Below are 24,998 nucleotides of genomic sequence, written 5' to 3'. Positions count from 1 at the left end.
GCAGCGGTCCCGCTGCGGTCGTCAGCGGCTGGACCAGCGGCCCGCCATAGGTTTCCGACCAGAACGCCGCCGACCGTCCGGTCGCGTGATAACCCGGCTGCGACTCGGCCTCCAGCAGCAGCACGTCGTCATGCGGCGCCAGTTCGGCGGCAAGGCTCGCCCCCGCCATCCCCGCGCCGACAATCGCGATCCGCCGCCGCGTCATGCGTGGGTCCGGTGCGGCGCGGGCGCGCGGGCGTCGAGAAAGGTGTCGATCGCCGCGATCGCTTTCGCCCGAACCGGGTCGGCCTCGCGCAATATCTCATGCGCCGATTCAGGGCCGAAGCGCAGCAGTTCGACATCGGGCAACCGCCCGGCAATCTCGATCGCCGCGCGCGGATCGACCAGCGCATCGGACTCGGCGACCAGCATCTGTACCGGCACCCGCGTCTCCGCCAGCCGCGGATCGCAGCGCAGTTCCCGGGACGAGCGGAACGCATCGGTCACCCAGCGCCAGCTCGGCGGGCCGGTATGGTGCGACGGATTGGCGCTATGCCACCATAGTTCGTCGGCATAACGTGCCGGGTCGTGGGTCAGCATCGCCTCGCGCGGACGGACGGTGTGCGGGCGTTCATTGCCCTTCCACGCCGGACGCGAGGGACTGCCCATCGCGCTGAGCACGCGTGCCACCCGCTCGCCGAAGCGCGGCCCGATCGGCGAACGCAGCCCCAGCATCGGCGCGACCAGCACGCATGCCGCCGGGTCGATCCGCCGCTCGACCACCGCGCGCAGCGCAAGATGCCCGCCCATCGAATGGCCGATGATCGCGCGCGGTCCGCCCGCCTCCCATTGGCTCCATAAGGCGGTCAGGTCGTCGAGATAGGTTTCGAAGCGGTCGATATCGCCGCAATCGCCGGCCGGCGTGCAGCGCCCCGACCCGCCCTGCCCGCGCCAGTCGAACGCGGTGATGCTCCACCCACGGACATGCCAATGGGCGAAGGCTTCGAGATATTTTTCGAATACGTCGCCGCGCCCGGTCTGGAACAACAGGCTGCCACGCGGCCGGACGTTCGCCGGCGCCTCCCAGTCGAACCGGCGATGCGCCCAGCCATCGGGGGCATGCCATGTCGTGATGGCGGCAGCGGCGGGAATCGCGCGACGGTACAGGGCGTGTGCGGCCATGGGTTCGGTTACGGTTTAGCAACCCCTTACGTCTAGTGTTAACGACATGTGGGGAAATCTCGTTCCGTGGCTGGCACTCGCGCTCGTCCTGCTGCTCGCAGCGGCGGGAATCGAGGATGCGCGCACCCGCGAAATCGCCAATTGGAAGAACGCGGCGATCGCACTGCTTGCACCCTTGTGGTGGTGGGCCAACGACCTGTCGGGCATCGACATGGCGTGGCAGGCCGGCGTGGCGACCGGCGTCTTCGCGCTGTTCGTCGCCGCCTATGCCGCCGGACAGATGGGCGGCGGCGACGTGAAGCTGGTCGGCGCGCTGGCGCTGTGGCTACCGCCGGGTGAAGTACTGTCGATGCTGCTGGTCATGTCGCTGCTGGGTGGCGTTCTGACGATCGCGTTCCTGATCGATCGCCGGGTGCGCCGGGCAAAGGAACCGCCCGAAATTCCCTATGGCATCGCCATCGCGCTTGCTGGGATGCTGGCAATCGCGAACCCGATCTTAACCAATGTCGGTCATGTTTGACGGCGAATCAATTCGGCCCGATGCATGGAAAGGCCAACGAGGTCATGGACTCACGTAAAATGTTCCTGCTGGCCGGTGCGCTGGTCATCGCCGCGATGACCGCGTTGATGGCGCGCAGCCTGATGGCGGGATCGTCGACGCCGGTCGCGATCGCCAACACGCCTGCCGAAGCACCGATCGACGGCCCGCGCGTGCTGGTCGCGACCAAGGCGCTGGCGATCGGCACGATCATCGATGCCGCCTCGCTCCGGTTCCAGCCATGGCCGAAGGAACTGGTCGAAAACGCCTATTTCCTCGAATCCTCGCCCGATTCGCGCAGCCTGGTCGGCACCGTCGTCCGCTTCGCGATCCCCGCCGGACAGCCGATCACGCAAGGGTCGCTGGTGAAACCCGGCGACCGTGGCTTCCTGGCGGCGGCGCTCGGCCCTGGCATGCGCGCGGTGACGGTGCCGGTGTCGGCGCAGAGCGCGGTCGCGGGCTTCGTCTTCCCCGGCGACCGGGTCGATCTGGTGCTGACCCAGACCGTGGCGGGTGGTGGCGACGGTCCGCCGCTGAAGGCGTCGGAGACGTTCCTGCGCAACCTGCGCGTGCTGGCGACCGACCAGCGCACCGACAAGAACAGCGACGATCAGGGCCGCACCGTCGTGTCGACCTATTCGACGGTCACCGTCGAGGCGACGCCGCGCATCGCCGAAAAGATCGCGGTCGCACAGACCGTCGGCACGCTGTCGCTGTCGCTGCGCTCGATCGCCGACAACAAGTCCGAACTGGAGGAAGCCATCGCCAGCGGCGACGTGCAACTGCCCGCCAATGGCGACGCAAAGGCGGAAAAGGCGGCGCTCGACCGCATCGCCAGCCGCCCGCTCGACGGCCCGTCGACCTTCTCGACCGGTGCCGACGTCTCGCGGTTCCAGCGCAGCTCGGTTCCCGGCAAGGGCACCGATACCACCGACAATTCGGGCGGCGGCACCATGGCGGTCGCGGCCAGCCCCGCACCCAGCGCACCCGCCGCGCCGCGCGGTCCGGTGGTGCGGATCACCCGCGGCAACGATGTGACCGACGTGTCGGTCGGGGGGAACAAGTAATGCCTGCCATCTACATGCTCCATCGATCACTGGCGGCGACGCTGTCGATCGCCCTGGTCGCCGGACCGGTGCTGCCCGCCGCCGCCGCACCGGCACCCGAAGCGCGCAGCGTTCGCGCCGCCCGCATCGGCACGCCCGCTGCCGGCACGCAGCGGCCGACCACCGACGTGCAACTCTCGATCGGTCAGGGCGAACTCATCACCCTGCCCGGCAACGTCGCCGATGTATGGGTGTCCAATCCGGGCGTCGCCGACGTCTATGTGGGCAATCCGCGCCAGATCCACCTGTTCGGCAAGACCGATGGCGAGGCGACGGTCTTCGCCACCAGCGCCAGCGGTGCGGTGGTCTATTCGGCCAATGTCCGCGTCGGCCAGAACCTGACCTCGCTCGACCGGATGCTGAAGGCGGCGATGCCCGAGGCCGATATCCGCGTGACCACCGTCGGACAGCTGGCGGTGCTCAACGGCACCATCGCCTCGCCCGCCGACAGCGCGCAAGCCGAACGGCTGGTGCTGACCCTGCTCAATCCCGGCGTATCGACCGCCGATCCGAACGCGCTCCTGAAGGTCGGTGTCGTCAACCGTCTGAAACTCGCCACCCCGTTGCAGGTCAACCTGCAAGTCCGGATTGCCGAAGTCAGCCGCAGCTTCGTCAAGAATATCGGCGTCAACCTGACCTCCCGGGACAATTCGGGCGGGTTCCTGTTCGGCATTGCCCAAGGGCGACAGGGCACGATCACGACAGTGCCGGGCATTCCAACTGATCCGGCTATTCTGCCAGGCGGCCTCCGCCCCGGCGCAACCAGCTTCGCACCCCCCGCCAAGGCCGCGACCGGCACCACCCTCAACCTCGCCGGCCGGCTCCTCGGCCTCGAACTGCTCGGCGCGCTCGATCTGGGCGAGCGGATCGGACAGGTGACCACCCTAGCCAATCCGAACCTGACCGCCTTGTCGGGGGAGACCGGATCGTTCCTCGCCGGGGGCGAAGTGCCGATCCCGGTGCGGCAGGGGCTTGGCGCGATCTCGGTCGAATACAAGCAATATGGCGTCAGCCTCGCCTATACGCCGACCGTGCTCGCTGATGGTCGCATCTCGCTGCGCGTCCGGCCCGAAGTGTCGCAATTGTCGGCGGCGGGTGCGGTCCAGCTCGAAGGGACGACCATCCCCGCGCTGACCACCCGCCGCGCCGAAACCACGGTCGAACTGGGATCGGGGCAGAGCATGATGATCGGCGGCCTGTTGTCGAACAGCCATGACAATTCGATCGACAAGGCACCGGGCCTCGGCGACCTGCCGATCCTCGGTTCCCTGTTCCGGTCGAACGGCTTCAACCGCAACGAAACCGAACTGGTCATCGTCATCACCCCCTATCTGGTGAAGCCGGTCGACAGCCAGTCGCGCATCGCGCTGCCGACCGATGCCTATTCCAGCCCCGGCGATATCGAACGCGTGCTGATGGGCCAGTTGCAAGGGCAGCGCCGCCCCGATCCGCGCCCGGTACCGACCATGGCGCCGCAGCCGGCCGCGCGGCCGTCGATCGGCCTGACCGCCCCGGTGCCGGTGGCGCCCGCCATCAAGACCGGCGACCCCGTTCCGCCCGCCCCGCGCAAGGGCAGCCGCAAGGCAGAGCCGGTCGCACCCGGCTTCAGCATCCAGTGAGGCACGCTTCGATGACCCTCCTCCGTATCCTCGCGCTCGGCACCGCCATCGCGGTTGCAGGCTGTTCCGGAACCGCCAATCGCGGCGTCGAATCGGTGCATCAGCCGGTGGTGACGCGCGCCGCCTATGCCTTCGACGTTGCCGCCGGTCCCGGCGGCCTGGCACCGGGCGAACGCGCCCGCCTCGCCGGCTGGCTGGAAACGATGCGCCTGCGCTATGGCGACGAGATCGGCATCGACGGCGCCGCCGACGATGCCGGCGTCGCCGCCGACGTCGCGGCGGAGGCGGCGCGCGTCGGGTTGTTGCTCGCCGATGCGGTTCCGCCGACCCCGGGTGCGATCGCGCCGGGCACGATCCGCGTCGTCGTCTCGCGCATGACGGCGTCGGTCCCCGGCTGCCCCGACACCTCGCGCACCTATCAACCGAATTTCGACGCGCACACCTCGTCCGATTTCGGCTGCGCCATCAATTCGAACCTTGCGGCGATGGTCGCCCGTCCCGGCGACCTCGTTCTCGGCCAATCGGCGCCGGGCACCACCGACACGATGGTCAACAGCAAGGCCGTCGGCGCGCTGCGCCGCGCCGTGCCCACCGGCAATGGCGGACAGGTCACGAACAGCGTCGGCAGTGCCGGCAACAGCGGCGGATCGGGCGGGAGCAGCAACTGATGAACGCACCCTTCTCCCTCGGCAAGACCGCGCAGCGCGAGCCGTTCGTCGCCTTTGTCTGCGACGAATTTTCCGCCGACACGCTGCGCAGCGTCGCCACCGAACATGGCTGGCCGATCGAAAAGGTCCTGAAGGGCGGCCTGCGCAACGCGGTGCAGACGCTTGCCGTCTCGGCCAGCCCTAACGTCCTGTTCGTCGACCTGTCCGAATCGGGCGATCCGCTGAACGATATCAACGGCCTGGCCGAGGTTTGCGAACCCGGCACGATCGTGATCGCGACCGGGCAGGTCAACGACGTCCGCCTGTACCGCGATCTCGTCGCCAGCGGCATCCACGATTACCTGCTGAAACCGCTGCATCCCGACATGGTCCGCGATTCGATCGTGCAGGCCCATGCGCTGCTCAACGCACCAAAGGCGGTCGAGGCGAGCATCGAGCGCCCGCACTGCGCGACCGCGGTCATCGGCACGCGCGGCGGCGCGGGCGCATCGACCGTCGCGACCTCGCTCGCCTGGCTGATGGGCGAACAGGAAAAGCGCAGCACCGCGCTGCTCGACCTCGACGTGCATTTCGGCACCGGCGCGCTGTCGCTCGACCTCGAGCCCGGTCGCGGTCTCACCGACGCGATCGAAAATCCCAGCCGCATCGATGGGTTGTTCATCGAACGCGCGATGGTGCGGGCCGGCGAACGGCTGTCGGTGCTGTCCGCCGAAGCGCCGATCAACGCCCCGATCGAAACCGACGGCAGCGCCTTCTACCAGTTGCAGGAGGAGATGCGGAACGCGTTCGAATGCACCATCGTCGACCTGCCGCGCACGATGCTGGTCAACCATCCGCATCTGATCGAGGAAGTGCAGACTGCGGTCATCGTCACCGAAATGACGCTGGCGGCGGCGCGCGACACCATCCGGCTGCTGTCGTGGTTCCGCTCCAACGCGCCGCATGTGAAGGTAGTATTGTTCGCCAACCGCATCCACCCGCTCGGCGCGCAGGAGATCAGCCGCAAGGATTTCGAAGGATCGATCGAACGCAAGCTCGACTTCGTCATGGCGTTCGACGGCAAGCTGGCGGCACAGGCGGCCAAGCTCGGCAAGCCGCTGGCCGAGGCGGCCAAGGGCAATCGCGCCGTCGCGCCGCTGGTCGAACTGGCACGGCATCTGTGCCGGCTGACCGAGGATGACGATGAGGCCGCCGCCGACACGGGCAAGGGCGGTACGTCGCTGGTCGGCAAGCTCGCCAAGCTGCGCGCGCGTCTGCCGATCAAGGCGAAGAAGTAGGGGCGCGGCGCGGCGATGGCGATCCTGCCGATCCTGGTCCCGGGCATAGGCGCGCTGCTGACGCTGGCGATGCTCGCGCTCGCCTTTTCCGGGCCGTCGGGCGAACGCGCCCGCAACCGCCGGCTGCTGGCGGTACGCGAACGCCACTCCTCCTCGGCCAGCGCGACGGCGATGGAGGCGCAGATGCGCCGCATCGGCAATCGCAACGCGACGCGCGGCGACCGCGCCGCCGCCCGGCTGCTGCCCAATGTCGAACAGCTCGAACAGCGCCTGCAACGCACCGGCCGCAACTGGACCCTCGCCCAATATGGGCAGGCTACGCTGGGTGTGATCGTCATCCTGTTCGGCTATCTGTGGTTCGAGGGGCTGCCGACGCTGATGGCTCTGTTCATGGCGATGTCGGTCGGGCTCGGCCTGCCGCACCTCGTCGTCAGCTATTTCATCAAGCGCCGCATCGCCCGCTTCACCGCCAAGTTTCCCGACGCGATAGAATTGCTGGTCCGCGGCCTCCGCTCGGGCCTGCCGATCACCGAGACGATGACCATCGCCGGGCAGGAAATCGATGGCCCGGTCGGCGAGGAGTTCCGCCTGGTAAGCGACCGGATGAAGATCGGCCGCACGCTCGACGCCGCTTTGCAGGAAACCGCCGACCGGCTCGGCACGCCCGAATTCCAGTTCTTCATGATTACCATCGCCATCCAGCGCGAAACCGGCGGCAACCTTGCCGAAACGCTCGCCAATCTTGCCGATGTGCTGCGCAAGCGTGCGCAGATGAAGCTGAAGATCAAGGCGATGTCGTCCGAATCCAAGGCTTCGGCCTATATCGTCGGATCGCTGCCGTTCATCGTCTTCGCCCTGATCTGGACGATCAACGGCCGCTACATGCAGAGCTTCTTCGTCGATCCGCGACTGATGATCATCGGCGCCGGCGGCGTGCTGTGGATGGCGATCGGCGCGTTCATCATGGCCAGAATGGTCAATTTCGAGATTTGATGCGATGCTGACTGGCTCCACGACCATCCTGGGTTTCAACCCCGCCAATGTCGCGACGATCCTGTCGGGCATCGCCGTCCTGTCGATGCTGGTCGCGATCTATGTCGCGACATCGGTCCGCGACCCGATGACGCGCCGGGTCAAGGCGCTGAACGACCGTCGCGAACAGTTGAAGGCCGGCATCACCGCCTCGACCAGCAAGCGCCGCGCCAAGCTGGTCCAGAAGAACGAGGCGGCCGACCGCATCCGCGAACTGCTCACCTCGATGAAGGTGTTGCAGGATTCGCAGGTGAAGGCGGCGCAGCTGAAGCTGATGCAAGCCGGCATCCGGTCCAAAGACTGGGCGGTCGCGGTCATCTTCGGCCGGCTGATGCTGCCGATCCTGTTCGGCCTGCCGACGATCTATATCGTCTATGGCACCGACAGTTTCGCCGACTGGTCGCCGCTCAAGGCCTATGGCCTCGTCGCGGGCACGCTGATCCTCAGCTACAAGGCGCCGGACATCTATCTCAAGAACCGGATCACCAAGCGGACCGACGCGATCCGCAAGGGGCTGCCGGATGCGCTCGACCTGCTGGTGATCTGTGCAGAAGCGGGGCTGACCGTCGACGCCGCCTTCACCCGCGTCGCGCGCGAACTCGGCCGCGCCTATCCCGAACTGGGCGAGGAATTCTCGCTGACCGCGATCGAGCTGGGCTTCCTGACCGAACGGCGCCAGGCGTTCGAGAACCTCGCACTGCGCATCAATCTCGACGCGGTGAAGGGCGTGGTGACCACCATGATCCAGACCGAGAAATACGGCACGCCGCTCGCCAGCGCGCTGCGTGTCCTTTCGGCCGAATTCCGTAACGAACGCATGATGCGCGCGGAAGAGAAGGCCGCACGTCTTCCCGCAATCATGACCGTGCCCCTTATCCTCTTCATCCTCCCTACGCTGTTCGTCGTCATCCTCGGCCCCGCCGCCTGCAGCATCAGCGACGCGTTCAGTAAATAGCGCGGTGGGGCGGGCGCGGAACGCCGCCCTCGCCCGACCGTTGTCGCCCCGTAATCACCGAAGGGGCCTGCACATGCTGTTCCAGACGCCGACCCAGTTCGCGGTTCTCGCGCTAGTCCTCCTTGCCGGCTGGTTCTTCGGCCTCGCCTCGTCGTCGGGCGGCAAGAAGTGGAAGCAACGGTTCCGCGACGAGGAAGCCGCGCACAAGGCGTATCGCACCGAAGTCGCCAACGACCTGAAGACCCGCGACGCACGGTTGCACGAGGTCGAGGTGGAGCGCGACCGGCTGCTCAAGGAACGCCCTACCGCGACGACCGCCACCACGACCGCTGCGGCCGCGACCGCCGGAGCGGCAAGCACCGGTTCGGGCAGCGGCTTTTTCGGTTGGGGCCGCGACAATCTGTCGCGCATCCGCGGCATCGACGCCGATCTCGAACATGTTCTCAACGAGCGCGGGCTAAAGACCTATCGTTCGATCGAGAATCTGACCGAAGCCGACGAACGCGCGCTGGAGGACGATCTGCGCCTGCGCCCCGGCACGATCGATCACGAACGCTGGCGCCAACAGGCAGCGATGCTGCGCGAGGGTCACGACGACGATCACCGCAGCCGCTGGGGCTGACCCTTCTCCCCGCCCGTAGTAGGGCGGGGAGTTTCATTTCATTCTAAAACGTTACCCACTCGGTGCCGCCGGGGAACACCACGTCCTCGACCTTGTCGCCGATCTTGGTGACAGCCAGCAGCACCGCGAGCACGACGATCAGGTCGAACACGATCACCGCGCCCCACACGAACGCCGGATGAAACGGGCCGATGCGGTCGAACCCGTCCTTCGTCACCTGTGCCGCATCGTCCGTCATACGCTTCTCACTTTTTCAATGCAGCCTGCGCCGCTGCCAGCCGTGCGATCGGCACGCGGTACGGGCTGGCCGACACATAGTCCAAGCCGACCTGTTCGCAGAAGGCGATCGACGCCGGGTCGCCGCCATGTTCGCCGCAGATGCCGAGCTTGATATCGGGCCGGGTCTTGCGCCCGCGTTCAGCCGCCAGTTCGATCAATTCGCCCACGCCCTCGACATCGATCGAGACGAACGGATCGCGCGCGTAAATGCCCTTTTCGACATAGGCGCCCAGGAACCGGCTGGCATCGTCACGGCTGACACCCAGCGTCGTCTGGGTCAGGTCGTTGGTCCCGAACGAGAAGAACTGCCCTGCCTCGGCGATTTCACCGGCTTTCAGCGCGGCGCGCGGCAGTTCGATCATCGTGCCGACAAGATATTCGATCGTCCGTCCCTTGTCGGCGAACACGGCTTCCGCCGCCTTGTCGACCACCGTCTTCATCAGCTCCAGCTCGCGCTTGGTGCCGACGAGCGGGATCATGACCTCGGGGATCGGTGCCTCGCCCGACTTCTCGGCGACGATCACCGCCGCTTCGAAGATCGCGCGCGCCTGCATCTCGTAGATTTCAGGGTATGTAACGCCCAACCGGCAACCGCGATGGCCCAGCATCGGATTGAACTCGTGCAGTTCGGCGGCACGGCGCTTCAACTGCTCGACCTCAATCCCCGCCGCCTGCGCGACCTCAGCGAACTCCGCCTCTTCATGCGGCAGGAATTCGTGGAGCGGTGGATCGAGCAGGCGGATGGTGCATGGGAGACCGACCATCACCTCGAAGATCTCGACGAAATCGCTGCGCTGTTCGGGCAGCAGCCGGTCGAGTGCCACGCGACGCCCGGCTTCGTCCTCCGCGAGGATCATCTGCCGCACGGCGGTGATCCGCGACTGTTCGAAGAACATGTGCTCGGTCCGGCACAGCCCGATCCCCTCCGCGCCGAAATCGCGCGCGGTGCGGCAATCGAGCGGGGTTTCGGCGTTGGTCCGCACCTTCAGGCGACGGACGCCATCGGCCCATTCCATCAGCGTGCCGAAATCGCCGGCTAGCTCAGGCTGCACCGTTGCAACCGCGCCCGCCATCACTTCGCCGGTAGCACCGTCGATGGTGACGATGTCGCCCTCGCGGATTTCGCGCCCGGCGACCTTCATCACGCCCGACTTCGCATCGATCGAGATGCTGCCCGCACCCGACACGCAGGGCCGGCCCATACCGCGCGCGACGACCGCAGCGTGGCTGGTCATCCCGCCGCGCGCGGTCAGGATACCGCGCGCCGCGTGCATCCCGTGAATGTCCTCGGGGCTGGTTTCAGTGCGGATCAGGATCACCGCATCGCCGGCGTTCGAGCGCCGTTCCGCCGTATCGCTGTCGAACACGGCGATGCCGCTGGCGGCACCCGGCGACGCCGGCAGCCCCTTGGTCAGCACATCGCGCGTGGCGTTGGGGTCAAGCGTCGGATGCAGCAGTTGGTCCAGCGCCTGCGGATCGACGCGCGCGATCGCTTCCTCGCGCGAGATCAGCCCTTCCTCGGCCATGTCGACCGCGATCTTCAGTGCGGCCTTGGCGGTGCGCTTGCCCGACCGGGTCTGCAGCATCCACAGCTTGCCCTGCTGCACCGTGAATTCGATGTCCTGCATGTCGCGGTAATGCCGCTCCAGCCGGTCGAACACCGCCGCCAGTTCGGCATAGGCGTCGGGCATCGCCTCTTCCATCGACAGCGGCTTGGCGTTCGCCGTTTCGCGCGCGGCGCGGGTCAGATATTGCGGCGTGCGGATGCCCGCGACCACGTCCTCGCCCTGCGCGTTGATGAGGAATTCGCCGTAATAAGCATTGTCGCCGGTCGACGGATCGCGGGTGAACGCCACGCCGGTCGCCGACGTGTCGCCCATATTGCCGAACACCATCGCCTGCACGTTGACCGCCGTGCCCCAGTCGCCGGGAATGTCGTTCAACCGGCGATACACCTTGGCCCGGTCCGCCTGCCACGATCCGAAGACCGCACCGATCGCGCCCCATAGCTGGTCGTGCACGTCCTGCGGGAACGGCTTGCCCCACAGCTCGACCACGATGTCCTTGTACTGGGCCACCAGCGCGCGCCAGTCGTCGGCGGTCAGGTCGGTGTCGAGATAATAGCCGCGATCTTCCTTCGCGATTTCCAGCGCTTCCTCGAACCGGCCATGGTCGAGTTCGAGCACCACGTCCGAGTACATCTGGATGAACCGGCGATAGCTGTCCCACGCGAAGCGCGCGTCGTCCGACACGCTCGCCAGCCCTTCGACCGTCTGGTCGTTCAGGCCCAGGTTCAGCACCGTGTCCATCATCCCCGGCATCGAAATGCGCGCGCCCGAGCGGACCGATACGAGGAGCGGGTCAGCGGCATCGCCGAACTTCTTGCCCGTGATCCCCTCGATATGGGCGATCCCGGTCTTCACCTCGTCCTGCACGCTTTCGGGAAAGGTCTGGCCTTCCTCGTAATAGCGCGTGCACATCGTCGTCGCGATGGTGAAGCCCGGCGGCACCGGCAGGCCGATCGACGCCATTTCGGCAAGGTTCGCGCCCTTGCCGCCCAGCAGCACCTTGTCGCCCGATCCCCCGTCCGAAACCCCGCCGCCGAAGCGATAGACATATTGCGTCATTGCTCGTTCCCCATGCTCACCGCGCGAGTGGTCCCGCGTCGGGGTATCGTGATTCGATCGGGCCTTGCCCGAAGCCCCCGTTAAACGGGTTAAACCGGCAGGTCAGCCCTCAATTTTCGAGAAATCGGCGACCCGGTGTACCGCATCGCGCACCCGTGCCAGCAGCGACAGGCGCGCGGTGCGCTTATGCGGATCGGCGTCGTTGACCGTCACGTCGGTAAAGAACGCATCGATCGGCGCGCGCAGCGACGCCAGCGCCGCCATCGCGCCGGCAAAATCCTCCGCCTCGATCGCGGCTGCGGCGCGTGGCTCGGCCGCATCGAGCGCCGCGATCAACGCCGCCTCGGCCGGCGCACGATCATAGTCGCGCGCCGCCCGCTCGGTCCGCGCCAGTTCGGCGACGACCGGGGCGAAATCAGGATCCTCGACCATCGCCAGCGGGTCTTCCTCGCCGGTTTCCGGGATGTGCTTGCTAGTGCCCGGCGCTTCCTTCTTCAGGATATTTGCCGCGCGCTTGTATCCGGCGAGCAAGTTGGCACCGTCCTCGGTGGTGACGAACGCCTGCAACGCATGAACGCGGGCGAGCAGGCGAACGAGATCGTCCTCGCCGCCGAGGGCAAAGACGGCGTCGATCAGGTCATGGCGCACGCCCGCCTCACGCTGCTGGACTTTCAGGCGGTCGGCAAAGAAGTCGAGAATTTGGGCTGCAGTCGCGTCCGCTTTAGCCTGAGCAGCCTGCTGGTCGCGTGCGTCACTGGCTTCTTGCATCGTTTCTGAGGTGTAGCGGTCCTCAGTCTGCGCGTCGCGCGCGGCTTCTTTGAGAAACTGGAAGAAACCATCCATATCGTTCCGGACTTGGTTCTTCTGCCAAAGAAACGACGCAGGCAACGCGGCATTACTCAGTAAGTCGGTAAGACCGATACGGAGATGGTTGGTCAGAACGATTTCGAGCGATCCCAAAGCGGCGCGGCGCAGTGCAAAAGGGTCACGCGAACCGGTTGGTCGCAAGTCCCAAGCAAAGAACGAGGCAACGCCGTCCAGCTTGTCGGCCAGCGCCACCGCAACCGTCACCGGCGCGGTCGGCACGTCGTCACCCTGCCCGACCGGCTTGTAATGATCGCGCACCGCCTCGGCGACTTCCGCCGGTTCGCCCTGCGCGGCGGCATAGTAACCGCCCATCAGCCCCTGCAATTCGGGGAACTCGCCGACCATGCCGGTGACCAGATCGGCCTTGGCTAGGCGCGCGGCACGTTCGGCCATGTCGGCCAACCGCTCCCTCTCCCCTTTAGGGGAGTTCCGGGTCGGTTGTGCCCCCGGCACAACCTCAACAGCGCGGGGCGATGTTGACCCGGAACTGGCCGGGGAGAGGGGATTGTCCGCAGGAGCCGAAGCTTCGGTGGAAGCCCCCTCTCCCAACCCTCTCCCCTGAAGGGGAGAGGGCTTTACGACGCCACTCTCGACCAACCACCGTGCCAGTTTCGCCACCCGCTCGACCTTGTCGGCGACCGTGCCCAGCTTCTCATGAAACACGATCTTCTGAAGCTTCGGCAACTGGTCCTCCAGCCGCGTCTTCAGATCGGTTTCGTAGAAGAACTTCGCGTCCGACAACCGCGCAGCCAACACCTTGGCATTGCCCGCGACGATCCGCTCGCCGCCATCCGCAGCATCGATATTGGCGGTGCACACGAACGCGTTAACCAGCTTGCCGTCCGCATCGCGGCACACGAAATATTTCTGGTTCACCCGCGCGGTAAGCTGGATCACCTCGGGCGGTACGGCCAGAAACGCCTCGTCGAACCGCCCGATGAGCGGCACCGGCCATTCGGTCAGCCCGGCATTCTCCGCCAGCAATCCCTCATCCTCGACGAGGCGGAGTCCGGCACCCTGCGCCGCCATCTTGGCGCCGACCGCGATAATCGCGGCACGTTCGTCCTGATCGACGATCACATGGCACGCGCGCAGCTTCTCGATATAGTCCGTCGCCGACCCGATGGTGATCGCGCCCGGATGGTGGAAGCGATGGCCGAGCGTCACCGCCCCGCTTGTCACGCCCGCGACCTCGCACGGCACCACGTCGCTGCCGAACAGCGCGACGATGCCCTGCAACGGCCGTACCCAGCGTGGGGACTCCGGGCTGAGCGACGCCGCGCCCCAGCGCATCGACTTGGGCCATGGAAACGCACGCACGATCGCCGGGATCGCCGCCGCCAGCACCTGCGCCGTCTCGCGCCCCGGCACCTCGGTCACGGCGAACAACACGCCGTCGCGTTCGGTCAGCGCCTCCCGCGTCAGCCCGGTCTTGCGCAAAAACCCTTCCAGTGCCTGCGGCGGGGCCGACGCGCGCGGCCCCTTCACCTCTTCGCGCACCGGCTCGGTCCGTGTCGGCAGGTCGTGCGCGATCAGCACCAGCCGCCGCGGCGTCGCATAGGTCGTGATCCGCGCGGCCGCGATCCCCGCCTTGCCCAGCTCACCGACGAACAGCTTCGACAGGTCTTCGCGGGCCTTGGCCTGCATCCGCGCCGGGATTTCCTCCGACCGCAATTCGAGCAGGAAATCGGTGCCTTTGCTGGACGCGCCAGCCAACTGGACGCTCATGCCACCCACCCCGGATACTTCGCCTGCCATTTGGGCGTCTGCGTCTCGATGAACTTCGCGCACGATGCCTTCGCCAGATCGCGCACCCGCCCGATATAGGCCTGCCGCTCCGCGACCGAGATCACGCCGCGCGCGTTGAGCAGGTTGAACACATGGCTCGCCTCGATCGCCTGTTCATAGGCCGCGATCGGCACGTCGTTGGCCAGCGCATTCTCGCACTCCGCCGCCGCCTTTTTGAACAGGTCGAACAGCCCGTCGGTATCGGCGACCTCGAAATTCCATTTCGACATCTGCTTCTCGTTTTCGAGGAACACGTCGCCATAGGTGACGCCGGCATCGTTGAACGCCAGGTCGTACACGCTGTCCTTGTCCTGGATATACATGGCCAGCCGCTCCAACCCATAGGTCAGCTCGCCCGCGACCGGCTTGCAGTCATACCCACCCATCTGCTGGAAATAGGTGAACTGGGTGACTTCCATCCCGTCGCACCACACTTCCCAGCCAAGGCCCCATGCGCCCAGCGTCGGCGACTCCCAGTCATCCTCGACGAAGCGGATATCATGCTGCGTGAAGTCGATCCCGATCGCCGCCAGCGACCCCAGATACAGCTCCTGCAAATCAGGCGGAGAGGGCTTCAGGATCACCTGATACTGGTAATAATGCTGCAACCGGTTCGGGTTTTCGCCATAGCGCCCGTCGGTCGGCCGCCGCGAAGGCTGGACGAACGCGGCGTTCCACGGCTCCGGCCCCAGCGCGCGCAGCGTGGTCGCCGGGTGGAACGTCCCCGCCCCCATCCGCATGTCATAGGGTTGCAGGATGACGCAGTCCCGATCGCTCCAGTAATCATGGAGCGTCAGGATCATTTTCTGGAAACTGAGCGGGGCGGACATGGTTTCGCCTATTGGTGCAAGAGCCACCGCGCCTAGCCGGATCGTCGCGCACCGGTCAAGCAGCGCCCATGTCAGGTCAAGACGATATTATGTCAGGTAGTATTGACACTATGCCCGAACCGACGGATATATAGTCAGGTAGACGCGACATTGTGTCGCCCCATGCTGACAAGGGATGCCGATCATGGCCGATCCGAAATCACAGCCCCGCCGACCCAGCCTGTTCGCGATCGGCCTGTTCGTGCTGGTCGTGTTCCAGGGGGTGAAGCTCGACCTGCCAAAGGTCGTAACCCTGCCGGTCGCGGTCGACACGACCCAGGGCGTCGCCTTCGCCGCACGCCTCGGCGATGCCGCGATCTCGCTGTCGTGGCGCTGACGCGGGCGTGAAGAACCGCCTGAAGATCCTGCGTGCCGAACGCGACTGGAGCCAAGCCGAACTGGCCGGGCGGCTCGACGTGTCGCGGCAGGCGGTGAACGCGATCGAAACCGGCAAGCACGACCCGTCGCTGCCGCTCGCCTTCCGCATGAGCCGGCTGTTCGACCTACCGATCGAAGCGATTTTCGAGGATGACGCGAATGGTTGAGGATTGGGGCACCGCCCGCGAACGGCAACGTCGGCGGCGGCGGTGGAAATGGGTCGCGCTGGTGATCGTCGCGGCCATCGCGGCACCGATCGTCGCGGCCTTCGTACTCGGGATCGTCGACGGTTATACCGGTCAGGGCGCTCCGGGGCCGGCGCCGGATCGCCGGGCGCATATCGGCTATGTCGGCATGGCGCTGGCGGTGCTGGTCGCCGTCACGGTGCAGTATCGCCTGTGGCGTGCCGCCGACGAAGTCGAGCGCGGACAGATCAACATCGCGCTGGGGCTGGCCGGCATCGTCGCGCTGTCGACCCTGCCGGTGCTGTCGCTCGCGGCCAAGCCGCTGGCACTGCCCAACCCGGCAATGCTGGGGTGGAGCCTTTCTGCAGCGACGCTGCTCGGAACCCGCATCGTTCAGCGCATCCGCGGATGATCCTCCGCATCGTCGCATCGCTGCTCGGCTGGCTGTCGCTGGCCAGCCCGGTCGCCGTTCCGGCAGCGCTGGCGCCCGCCCTGTGGGTCGCGCGCGATGCCGACACGGTGATCTGGCTGTTCGGCACCGTGCATCAGTTGCGCGCCGGCACGCCATGGCTGACCGGTCCGGTCGCGCGGGCCTTTGCCGACAGCGACGTACTGACGCTCGAAATCGCGCCGGTAACCCCCGATGCGATGACACAGGCACTGGTCGCGATCGCGCCGGTCCGGCCGGCACCGCTGCCACCCGAACTCGACCGGCGGCTGCGCAAGCGGGCGCACGACCTCGGCTTCCCGCACGACGCCTTCGACGCGACCGACCCGTGGTTCGCGGCCACCACCCTCGCCGCCCAGCCGCTCGCCCGCGCCGGCTACAGCCCCTTGCCCGCGCCCGAAACGCTGCTGGCGACACTCGCCGATCGCGATGGCACCGCGATCGAACCGCTCGAAACACTGGGCCAGCAACTCGCCATCTTCGCCGCCCTGTCGCAACCGGCGCAGCGCACCATGCTGACGCGCGTTCTCGACGATCCCGATCCGGTGCCGGCAATGGACCGCATCGTAGCGACCTGGGGCCGGGGCGACGTCGCCGCGCTCGACCGGTTGTTGGCCGGCGACATGGACGAAGCCGGCCCGGCGGTCCGCACTGCACTGCTCGACCGGCGCAACGCGGTTTGGGCGAGGACGATCGCGAAGTGGATGCGCCAGCCGAGCACGCGCTTCGTTGCAGTCGGCGCGGGGCATCTGACCGGGCCGGGCAGCGTGCAGCAAAGGTTACAGGCGTTAGGGGTGCAAGTAACGCGGGTGCGATGACGCCCCGCGCTCAGACAACCCATCCCGTTTGGTTCGAGCAGCTTCGAGCTTGTCGAGAAGCGTCCGTCGAGAACGCGTAGTTTGGGGCACCCCTTCTCGACTTCGGTTCTCGACAGGCTCGAACCTGCGCTCGAAGCAAACGGTGTGGGGGAGGAGAAGCAAACGGACGGGAACAGAAGGAAGCAACACCCCCAACCTTGCCTTTCCCCCCGAACTCGCCTATGCGCCCGCGCTTGTTCGTGCCGGGGTCATCCCTGGAGGCCCGGCCGCGCAAGACCTATAAACCAAGCATTCAAGGAAGACATAATGAGCGATACGCTGCACCTGTCGGCCGAGACGCGCGATCGGGTAGGCAAGGGAGCCTCCCGTGCCCTGCGTCGCGATGGCCGCGTCCCCGCCGTGATCTATGGCAACAAGCAGGACCCGCAGGGCATCCACCTGAACGCCCGCGAACTGATGAAGCAGCTGATGACCGGCCACTTCATGAACTCGGTCATCATGGTCGACGTCGGTGGTACCAAGGTGCGCACGCTGGCCAAGGACGTCGCGTTCGACGTCGTCACCGACCAGCCGATCCATGTCGACTTCCTGCGCATTTCGAAGAATGCGACCGTGACCGTCGCCGTGCCGGTGGTGTTCACCAACGAAGACGACGCGCCGGGCATCAAGCGTGACGGCGGCGTGCTCAACGTCGTGGCGCACGAAATCGAACTGACCGTCGAAGCGTCGAACATCCCGACCGAGATCGTCGTCGACCTGACCGGCCGCGAAGTCGGCGACACGATCCACCTGTCGGACGTGACGCTGCCGAACGGCGCCGAAGCGACCGCTTCGGAAGACGCCGTCACCGTCGCGACCATCAGCCAGCCGACCACGCTGACCGCCGAGGACGAGGCGCTCGACGCCGAAGTCGCCGAAGCGCAGTCGGCCGAAGCCGCTGCCGAGGCCGAGGAAGCCGAAGGCGAGGACAAGGCCGAGGGCTGATCCGCCCCGCCTCTCCGGCGTTACGAGGGAGCGGGATGACCGAGGTCGTCCCGCTCCTTTGCGTTTGGGCGACGGGTAATATCCCTCGCCCCGTTCCAGGGGGAAAGCGGTCCGGTCGTCCCCATCGCCCCCTCGGGACGTGATCGACACCTCTGCAAAAATTCTCGTTCTTCCCGCATCCGAACCGCCGGCTCGCGGACTTCGGAAGAAAATCCGTTCGCCGCCCAACGCCGTCCGCGTGCCCCTTGCCAACCCCTCCACCCCCGGCCACACTCGGCCCAGCGCAGTGGGGGGCACATCATCTTGAAACCGACCTGGATCCTTCTCGCCACCCTCCTCCCCCTTCCCGCCGTCGCGCAGGAAAGCCCTGCCAACCTGCCCCCGGCCATCGGTGGCAATGCGCAGGGCGACGTGTCGGTCACCATCTACAACAACGATGTCGCGCTGGTGCAGGACGTCCGGCAACTGACCCTCGACCGCGGCACGGTGCGGCAGGAATTTCCCGATGTCAGCGCACAGATCCGCGCCGAGACGGTGTCACTGGCCGTCCCCGACACGCGCATCATCGAACAGAATTTCGACTTCGATCTGCTCTCCCCCTCCAGCCTGATGGAGAAGGCGGAGGGCGAGACCATCACCCTGTTGCGCACCAACCCCGCGACCGGTGCCGAGACGCGCGAACGGGCAAAGGTGCTGGCGGTCAATGGTGGCGTCGTGCTCCAGATCGGCGACCGGATCGAGGTGCTGCGCGACGACGGCCTGCCGGTACGCGCGATCTTCGACAAGGTGCCGCCGTCGCTGCGCGCGCGCCCGACGCTGTCGGTGACGCTCGACAGCAGCCGGTCCGGCACCCGTCCGGCGACCTTGTCCTATCTCAGCCGCGGCATGGGCTGGAAAGCCGATTATGTCGCGCTGCTCGATCGCAAGAGCGGGACGATCGACGTGCAGGGCTGGGTCACGCTCACCAACACCACCGGCACGACCTTTGCCAATGCCCGCACGTTGCTGGTCGCGGGGGATGTCGGGTCGAGCGAGGACGGCATGTACCGTCCGCAGCGCCCGCGCGCGCGGTTCCAGGCCGGAACCGAGACGGCGAACCGCGAACAGCTCGGCGATTTCTACCTCTATCCGCTGCCCGAACGCACGACCATCGCCGACAAGCAGACTAAGCAGGTCAGCTTCCTCGACGTGAAGGGCGCACCCGCGACCAGTGGCTATCGCTACGTAAATGGCTGGCTGGGCACCGCCGAAAACCCGCAGAGCGCGCAGACCATCGTCCGCTTCAGCAACGCGCGGCAGGGGGGTCTTGGCGACGCCCTGCCCGCCGGCACGATCCGCGTCTATCTGCGCGACGCGCGCGGCCAGCCGCAATTTACCGGTGAAGCGGCGATCGACCATACGCCGCAGGGGTCGAAGATCGCGCTGGCCACCGGCGATGCCTTCGACGTGAAGGTCCGCCCGGTGGTCGAGAGCCGGACCCGGATCAACGTCAATCGCTGGCAGACGAAGATGCGCTACACGCTCACCAACGCCACGCCTGCGCCGGTGACGGTCGAACTGGTGCAGGGTGGCCTCGACTGGAGCGACACCCGCATTCCCGAACAGAGCCGCCCCAGCGAACGGATCGATGCCGGACAGACCGTGTGGCAGGTGCCGGTCCCCGCCAACGGATCGGCGGTCGTCACCGCCACGTTCGACACGCGCTACTGATGCCGGGGACGGCCGGTCGTCGGTGGGCGCGTGGGGCGGCCAGGCACGGTGCTGCGGTCGCCGGACGTCGCCCGCAGCACCGTCGCGTCTTGAGCGCCTACGCCCTCCTCCTGCTCCCCGCCCCCGCGTTCGCGCAGCAATTGCCGAGCATCATCTCTCCCGGTCCGGCCACGGTTGCGGTCACCGTCTACCGTGCGCCCTATCGCACGCCGCGCGACGCGATGAACCTCGACGCGCTGAACGGCTATGCGCTGGTCACCGAAACCCGCCGCGTGAAACTGCCCAAGGGCCGTGCCGTGCTCCGGTTCGAAGGGGTGGCGGGCGGGATCATCCCGGTCAGCGCGGTGATCGACGGCCTGCCCGGCGGGACGATCGAAAAGAACCGCGACGCCCGGCTGCTCTCCCCCGCCGCGCTGGTCGACGGCACGCTCGGCAACCGGGTAACGCTGCGCAGAACCGATCGTGCGACGGGCCGATCGCGCGAGGAGGCGGCGACGATCGTCTCCGGTCCCATCGGCGGCGTGGTGCTGCGCACCGCCAGCGGGGTCGAGGCGCTGGGATGCAGCGGCCTGCCCGAATCGCTGCGCTATGCCCGCGTGCCTGCCGACCTCGCCGCCAAACCGGTGCTGAGCGTCACCACCGATAGCCTTTCCACACGCACCGTCACCGTCAGCCTGTCCTATCTCGCCAGCGGTTTCGATTGGTCGGCCAGCTATGTCGGTACGCTGGCAGGCGACCGGCTGAACCTGTTCGCCTGGACCACGCTCGCCAACGGCAATCGCGAAGGGTTCGCCGATGCGGAGGTACAGGTCGTCGCCGGCCGGCTGAACCGCGAACGCGTCGCACCGGTCGAGGCGGCGGCGACCCGGCTGCAACTGCGCTGCTATCCACTCGGCACGACGACGTCCGATCTGCGCGAGGAGACGTTCGAATTGGCCGATGAGATCATCGTCACCGCCGCACGCATCACACCGCCGCCGCCGGTGATGGCACCATTGCCTGCCCCACCGGCCCCGCCCGCACCGCCACCGCCCCCCGAAAATCTCGGCGACCTTAAACTCTACCGCCTGCCCGGCCGGACCACCGTCGCCGCGCAGGGGCAGAAACAGGTCGCGCTGCTGCGGCAGGACGGGGTGCGCTATGCCCGCATCTACCGCCGCAAGGTCGGAGTCGGGCAGCCGATCGAGGCGCAGGCGGTCGACATCGTCCTGCGCGTCAGGAACGACAAGGCAGATGGCCTCGGCATCCCCCTGCCCGCCGGCACCACCGCGCTCTATGCACCGCGCGGCGACGCTTCGCTGCTGGTCGGCACCGGTACCATGACCGACCGGGCGGAGGGTGAGACGCTGCTGATCGCGGCGGGCACCAGCCGACAGGTGCTGGTCTCGCAGATCCGGCTCTCCGACCGGGTCGCCCGCCTGACCGTCACCAATGCGCGCGACGTCGCGGTCGATGTCGAACTGCCGATCGGCTGGGCCGGCTCCGGCGTGAAGGCCGCCGGCCTGACCGAGATCGACGGCATCCCGACGTGGCGCACGACGCTGCCCCCCGGCGCCACCGCGACGCTCGACTATCGCTTCTGAACCGCTACCCCGCCGCCATCGCCCCCATCGTCACATAGTCCAGCTTCCCCGTCCCCAGCACCGGCAGCGCCGCGACAACCCGCACGTCGCGTGGCAAGGCCAGCTCGGCGACCCCGTTCGCCCGCCCCCATGCCGACAATTCGCCCGCCGTCGCGCCGGCCTGCGTCGTGAACAGCACCAGCTGCTCGCCCTTCTTCGCATCGGGCCGCGTCACCACCGCATTTTCGGCATTCGGCCAGACCTTCGCCGCATAGCCCTCGACCGCGGGCAGCGACACCATCTCGCCGCCGATCTTGGCGAAGCGCTTGGCCCGCCCCCGGATCGTCACGAACCCGGCATCGTCGATGGTGACGATATCGCCGGTGTCGTGCCACCCGTCCGCCGGCGGCTGGACCACGCCCGGCGCATCGACCTTCAGATAGCCGGCCATGACGTTCGGTCCGCGGATCGCCAGCCTTGCGCCCTCGTCGATCCCCGGCACGCTTTCCAGCCGCGCCTCGATCCCCGGCAGCAGCCGCCCGACACTGCCCGCACGGAAGTGCATCGGCGTATTGACCGCGATCACCGGCGCCGCCTCGGTCGCGCCATAGCCTTCGAGGATGCGCAGCCCGAACTTCTCGGCATAGACGGCACGCGTCTCCGGCCGCACCCGCTCCGCCCCGGCAAAGATGTAGCGCAGCGCATAGAAATCATAACCATGCGCCATCCGCGCATAGCCCGACAGGAAGGTATCGGTCCCGAACAGGATCGTCGCATTCGCATCATAGGCCAGCGCCGGCACGATCCGGTAATGCAGCGGGCTGGGATACAGCACCGTCTTCACCCCCGACAGGATCGGCAGCAACGTGCCACCGGTCAGCCCGAAGCTGTGGAATACCGGCAGCGCGTTCAGCACCGTATCCGCCCGATTGAAATCGATCCGCGACGACAATTGCAGGCAGTTGCTGAGCAAATTGCGATGCGTCAGCACCACCCCCTTCGGCACGCCTTCCGATCCGCTGGTGAACAGGATGACGGCGGGCGCATCCGCCGACACCCGCAACCGCCGATGCAGCCGCCCCGCCATCCGCGACCGGACCAGTGCGACCAGCTTCGCCTTCGCACCGATCGTCTCGCGGATATCCTCCAGATACCGGACCCTGATCCCGTCATCGACCAGCCCGGCGACGACCTCGCCCAGCTTCGCCTGCTCGACGAACGCTCGCGCGGTCACGATCGTCCGCACCTGCGCCGCCGTGCACGCCACCCGCATGTTGGCAAGGCCGGCGGTATAGTTCAGCATCGCCGGCACCCGCCCCATCGCCTGCAACGCAAAGAAGGTCGCGACCACGCCGTTGACGTTGGGCAGCAGCACGCCGACCGCCTCACCCTGCGCCGTGCCCTTCGCCAGCGGCCGGGCCAACGCCTGCGTCCCCGTCACCAGCCGGTCGTAGGTCAGCGGCAAGCGCTGCACATCCTCGACCACACCCATGTTCGCGCCGTGCAGGTGCCGCGCATCGATCAGCGCGTCGTACAGCGTCCGGTCGGTGTCCGACGTGGCGAAGATCATCTCGCTCATCACATCGTACAGCCGCCGCCCGGCGATCGCCCGGCGCTCGCGCGCGCTCAACCCTTCCGGCAGGTCGAAGCGGCGCGGGGGCAGCACGGTCAATTCGATTTTCGGGAACCAGTGCAACCGCGCCTTGCCTTTGAGGCGTGAGAAGCGCGTATACTGCGCACCGTCGATCCGCACCGGCACAATCGGCGCATCGGCGCGGTCGGCGACCATGCCGGGCCCGTCGAACACCTTCATCAACGCGCCGGTCACCGTGATCCGCCCTTCGGGAAAGATCACCAGCGTCCGCCCCTCACGCACCGCCTTCACCATCGCCTTGGCCGACATCGGGTTGGTCGGGTCGACCGGAAAGGCATCGAACAGCTTCAGCAACGGCTGCATCCACCACGCCCGCGCGAACCGGCTATGGATCGCAAAGGTCGGCTTGCCCGGCAGGAACGCCGCCAGCAGCAGCCCGTCGAGGAACGAGACATGGTTGACCACCACCACCGCGCGTTCGCCGGGCAGCGGCATGTTTTCCGCGCCATGTACCTTTACCCGGTATGCCAGCCGCAGCGCGCCACGCACCACCGACTTGAAGACCGTCTCGGGCAGCAGCCAGCACGAGATCAGCGCGATCGACAGCGTCGCGAAGCCCAGCGCGCCAAAGATGCCGGGCACGCTGCTCCCGCCCGCCAGCATCGCCGTCACCACCGCGACCATCACGACCGTGACGATGGCGTTGATGATGTTGTTCGCGGCGATGATCTGCGACCGCTTTTCCGGCGCGCTCCACGTCTGGAGAATGGCGTAGAGCGGCACCACGAACACCCCGCCCGACAGCGCGATGCCGGCAAGGTCGATCAGCAGATGCCAACTGCCCGGCGTCGCCATGAACGCCGCGATATCCGCGCCCGGCGTCAGGACCACGAACCGGCGCGACGTGATCCATGCATCGATCAGGAACACCGCCAGCCCGATCGCCGCGATCGGCACATAGCGTGCCGACACCTCCCCCTTCAGCAGGCGGTTGACCAGCAGCGATCCGACCGCGACGAACAGGCTGAACACCGCGAGGAACAGCGTCACCACCTCCGGCGCGGCGTTCAGCGTCCCCGCGACCAGCGGCGCGAATTCCGACAGCACGACCGCGCCGACCGAAAAGAACCAGCTGATCCCGAGGATCGCCAGCCACACGCCCCGCCCGCCATGCGCCGCGCGCAGGATCGCGGCGGTGCTGCGAAACGGGTTCAGGTCGATCCGCATGTCGGGCGCGGCGGATGGGGCGGACGGCACCGCCAGCGCGGCGACGAACCCCAGCACCGCCACCCCGAACGCGACCAGCCCCGCCTCCCATGGCGGAATGATCCCGCCCAGCAACTGACCCGTAAGGATCGCGACGAACGTCCCCGCCTCGACCAGCCCGGTCCCGCCCATCAACTCCTCGCGGCGCAAATGCTGCGGCAGGATCGAATATTTGACCGGACCGAAGACGGTCGAATGCACGCCCATCAGGAACAGGCAGGTCAGCAGCACCGGGACCGACTGGAACCAGAACCCGGCCACCGCCAACGCCATGATCGCGATCTCGGCCGCCTTCACCGCGCGGATCAGCCACGCCTTGTCCCACGCATCCGCCATCTGCCCGGCCAGCCCGGAAAACAGGAAATAGGGCAGGATGAACAGCCCGGTGGACACCGTCGCCAGCGTCGCCGCCTGTGCCGGATCGGCGCGGTACAGCGTGAAATTCGCAAGGAACAGCAACGCGAATTTGAGCAGATTGTCATTCATCGCGCCCAGAAACTGAACGACGAACAACGGTGCATAGCGGCGCTTGGTCAGCAGCGAGAAATCGGGCGCGGACATCCATTCCCCCATCGGGATGCCGGACAGCGAAACAGGCACAAGCCCGCCCCGAATCACGGCGACGGGGTCAGACTAGCAGAAAAA

General features: G+C 67.1%; 22 protein-coding genes. 15 read left to right on the top strand and 7 right to left on the bottom strand.

What is annotated here, in order from left to right; genetic code table 11:
• Nucleotides 1–205, bottom strand: a 205-nt coding sequence (locus tag ASE59_RS20810) for an FAD-dependent oxidoreductase (protein WP_235515830.1), incomplete at its 3' end; no start/stop codon positions are given.
• Entirely contained in the window at nt 202–1,161 is a 960-nt protein-coding gene (locus ASE59_RS17715; RefSeq protein ID WP_056459473.1) for an alpha/beta fold hydrolase, read from the bottom strand. The genes ASE59_RS17715 and ASE59_RS20810, both read right to left, overlap by 4 nt.
• Before the next feature lie 46 nt (nt 1,162–1,207).
• Here ASE59_RS17715 and ASE59_RS17710 point away from each other — a divergent pair, with 46 nt between their 5' ends.
• From ASE59_RS17710 to ASE59_RS17675, 8 genes are all read left to right on the top strand, one after another.
• Nucleotides 1,208–1,681 carry a prepilin peptidase gene (locus ASE59_RS17710; protein WP_056459471.1) on the top strand — a complete coding sequence of 158 codons (474 nt, stop codon included), beginning with the start codon at nt 1,208–1,210 and terminating at the stop codon, nt 1,679–1,681.
• Between the two features lie 44 nt (nt 1,682–1,725).
• Nucleotides 1,726–2,766, top strand: a complete 1,041-nt coding sequence (cpaB, locus tag ASE59_RS17705; protein ID WP_056459560.1) for a Flp pilus assembly protein CpaB — start codon at nt 1,726–1,728, stop codon at nt 2,764–2,766.
• Entirely contained in the window at nt 2,766–4,424 is a 1,659-nt protein-coding gene (locus ASE59_RS17700) for a type II and III secretion system protein family protein (RefSeq protein WP_082458558.1), read from the top strand. Before cpaB ends, ASE59_RS17700 begins: the two co-directional genes overlap by 1 nt.
• An 11-nt stretch (nt 4,425–4,435) precedes the next feature.
• A complete protein-coding gene (locus tag ASE59_RS17695; RefSeq protein ID WP_056459468.1) occupies nt 4,436–5,092 on the top strand; it encodes a CpaD family pilus assembly lipoprotein in 657 nt (218 codons plus the stop codon).
• A complete protein-coding gene (locus ASE59_RS17690; protein ID WP_056459465.1) occupies nt 5,092–6,369 on the top strand; it encodes a pilus assembly protein CpaE in 1,278 nt (425 codons plus the stop codon). The genes ASE59_RS17695 and ASE59_RS17690 overlap by 1 nt, the downstream gene beginning before the upstream one ends.
• Before the next feature lie 15 nt (nt 6,370–6,384).
• Nucleotides 6,385–7,362 (top strand): type II secretion system F family protein, encoded by a 978-nt coding sequence (locus ASE59_RS17685; RefSeq protein WP_056459462.1) that lies wholly within the window; start codon nt 6,385–6,387, stop codon nt 7,360–7,362.
• Nucleotides 7,363–7,366: 4 nt separating this feature from the next.
• Complete coding sequence (locus ASE59_RS17680; protein ID WP_156360167.1) at nt 7,367–8,356, top strand: type II secretion system F family protein; 990 nt, start codon at nt 7,367–7,369, stop codon at nt 8,354–8,356.
• 73 nt (nt 8,357–8,429) lie between these two features.
• The gene (locus ASE59_RS17675; RefSeq protein ID WP_056459459.1) at nt 8,430–8,978 is read left to right on the top strand and encodes a hypothetical protein; all 549 of its coding nucleotides are present in this window, start codon (nt 8,430–8,432) and stop codon (nt 8,976–8,978) included.
• Between the two features lie 43 nt (nt 8,979–9,021).
• Here ASE59_RS17675 and ASE59_RS17670 read toward each other — a convergent pair whose 3' ends face one another.
• The 4 genes from ASE59_RS17670 to ASE59_RS17655 all read right to left on the bottom strand — a co-directional run bounded on the left by ASE59_RS17670 (nt 9,022) and on the right by ASE59_RS17655 (nt 15,342).
• The gene (locus ASE59_RS17670) at nt 9,022–9,216 is read right to left on the bottom strand and encodes a hypothetical protein (RefSeq protein ID WP_056459456.1); all 195 of its coding nucleotides are present in this window, start codon (nt 9,214–9,216) and stop codon (nt 9,022–9,024) included.
• 7 nt (nt 9,217–9,223) lie between these two features.
• Complete coding sequence (ppdK, locus tag ASE59_RS17665; RefSeq protein WP_056459453.1) at nt 9,224–11,884, bottom strand: pyruvate, phosphate dikinase; 2,661 nt, start codon at nt 11,882–11,884, stop codon at nt 9,224–9,226.
• A 102-nt stretch (nt 11,885–11,986) separates the two neighbouring features.
• Complete coding sequence (gene glyS / locus ASE59_RS17660) at nt 11,987–14,479, bottom strand: glycine--tRNA ligase subunit beta (RefSeq protein ID WP_056459450.1); 2,493 nt, start codon at nt 14,477–14,479, stop codon at nt 11,987–11,989.
• A complete protein-coding gene (locus ASE59_RS17655) occupies nt 14,476–15,342 on the bottom strand; it encodes a glycine--tRNA ligase subunit alpha (RefSeq protein ID WP_056459447.1) in 867 nt (288 codons plus the stop codon). Before ASE59_RS17655 ends, glyS begins: the two co-directional genes overlap by 4 nt.
• A 211-nt stretch (nt 15,343–15,553) precedes the next feature.
• Between ASE59_RS17655 and ASE59_RS17650 the strand changes: the two genes are divergently transcribed.
• From ASE59_RS17650 to ASE59_RS17620, 7 genes are all read left to right on the top strand, one after another.
• Nucleotides 15,554–15,745 carry a hypothetical protein gene (locus ASE59_RS17650; RefSeq protein WP_156360166.1) on the top strand — a complete coding sequence of 64 codons (192 nt, stop codon included), beginning with the start codon at nt 15,554–15,556 and terminating at the stop codon, nt 15,743–15,745.
• 7 nt (nt 15,746–15,752) lie between these two features.
• Nucleotides 15,753–15,953: a helix-turn-helix transcriptional regulator gene (locus ASE59_RS17645; RefSeq protein ID WP_056459443.1), complete on the top strand. Its 201-nt coding sequence runs from the start codon at nt 15,753–15,755 to the stop codon at nt 15,951–15,953.
• Entirely contained in the window at nt 15,946–16,383 is a 438-nt protein-coding gene (locus tag ASE59_RS20125; protein ID WP_056459440.1) for a hypothetical protein, read from the top strand. The genes ASE59_RS17645 and ASE59_RS20125 overlap by 8 nt, the downstream gene beginning before the upstream one ends.
• Complete coding sequence (locus ASE59_RS17635) at nt 16,380–17,237, top strand: TraB/GumN family protein (RefSeq protein WP_056459437.1); 858 nt, start codon at nt 16,380–16,382, stop codon at nt 17,235–17,237. The genes ASE59_RS20125 and ASE59_RS17635 overlap by 4 nt, the downstream gene beginning before the upstream one ends.
• A 306-nt stretch (nt 17,238–17,543) precedes the next feature.
• Nucleotides 17,544–18,221, top strand: a complete 678-nt coding sequence (locus tag ASE59_RS17630; RefSeq protein ID WP_056459434.1) for a 50S ribosomal protein L25/general stress protein Ctc — start codon at nt 17,544–17,546, stop codon at nt 18,219–18,221.
• Nucleotides 18,222–18,524: 303 nt separating this feature from the next.
• Nucleotides 18,525–19,931: a DUF4139 domain-containing protein gene (locus ASE59_RS17625; protein WP_056459431.1), complete on the top strand. Its 1,407-nt coding sequence runs from the start codon at nt 18,525–18,527 to the stop codon at nt 19,929–19,931.
• Between the two features lie 89 nt (nt 19,932–20,020).
• Nucleotides 20,021–21,514: a DUF4139 domain-containing protein gene (locus ASE59_RS17620; RefSeq protein ID WP_056459428.1), complete on the top strand. Its 1,494-nt coding sequence runs from the start codon at nt 20,021–20,023 to the stop codon at nt 21,512–21,514.
• Nucleotides 21,515–21,518: 4 nt separating this feature from the next.
• On the opposite strand, the gene ASE59_RS17615 is transcribed toward ASE59_RS17620, so the two are convergent.
• Nucleotides 21,519–24,914, bottom strand: coding sequence for an acyl-[ACP]--phospholipid O-acyltransferase (locus ASE59_RS17615; protein WP_235515828.1), 3,396 nt, complete (start codon nt 24,912–24,914; stop codon nt 21,519–21,521).
• Nucleotides 24,915–24,998 lie beyond the last annotated feature (84 nt).

Source organism: Sphingomonas sp. Leaf10, from assembly GCF_001421245.1.
GTDB lineage: Bacteria > Pseudomonadota > Alphaproteobacteria > Sphingomonadales > Sphingomonadaceae > Sphingomonas.
This window is presented reverse-complemented; position numbering and strand designations above follow the sequence as displayed.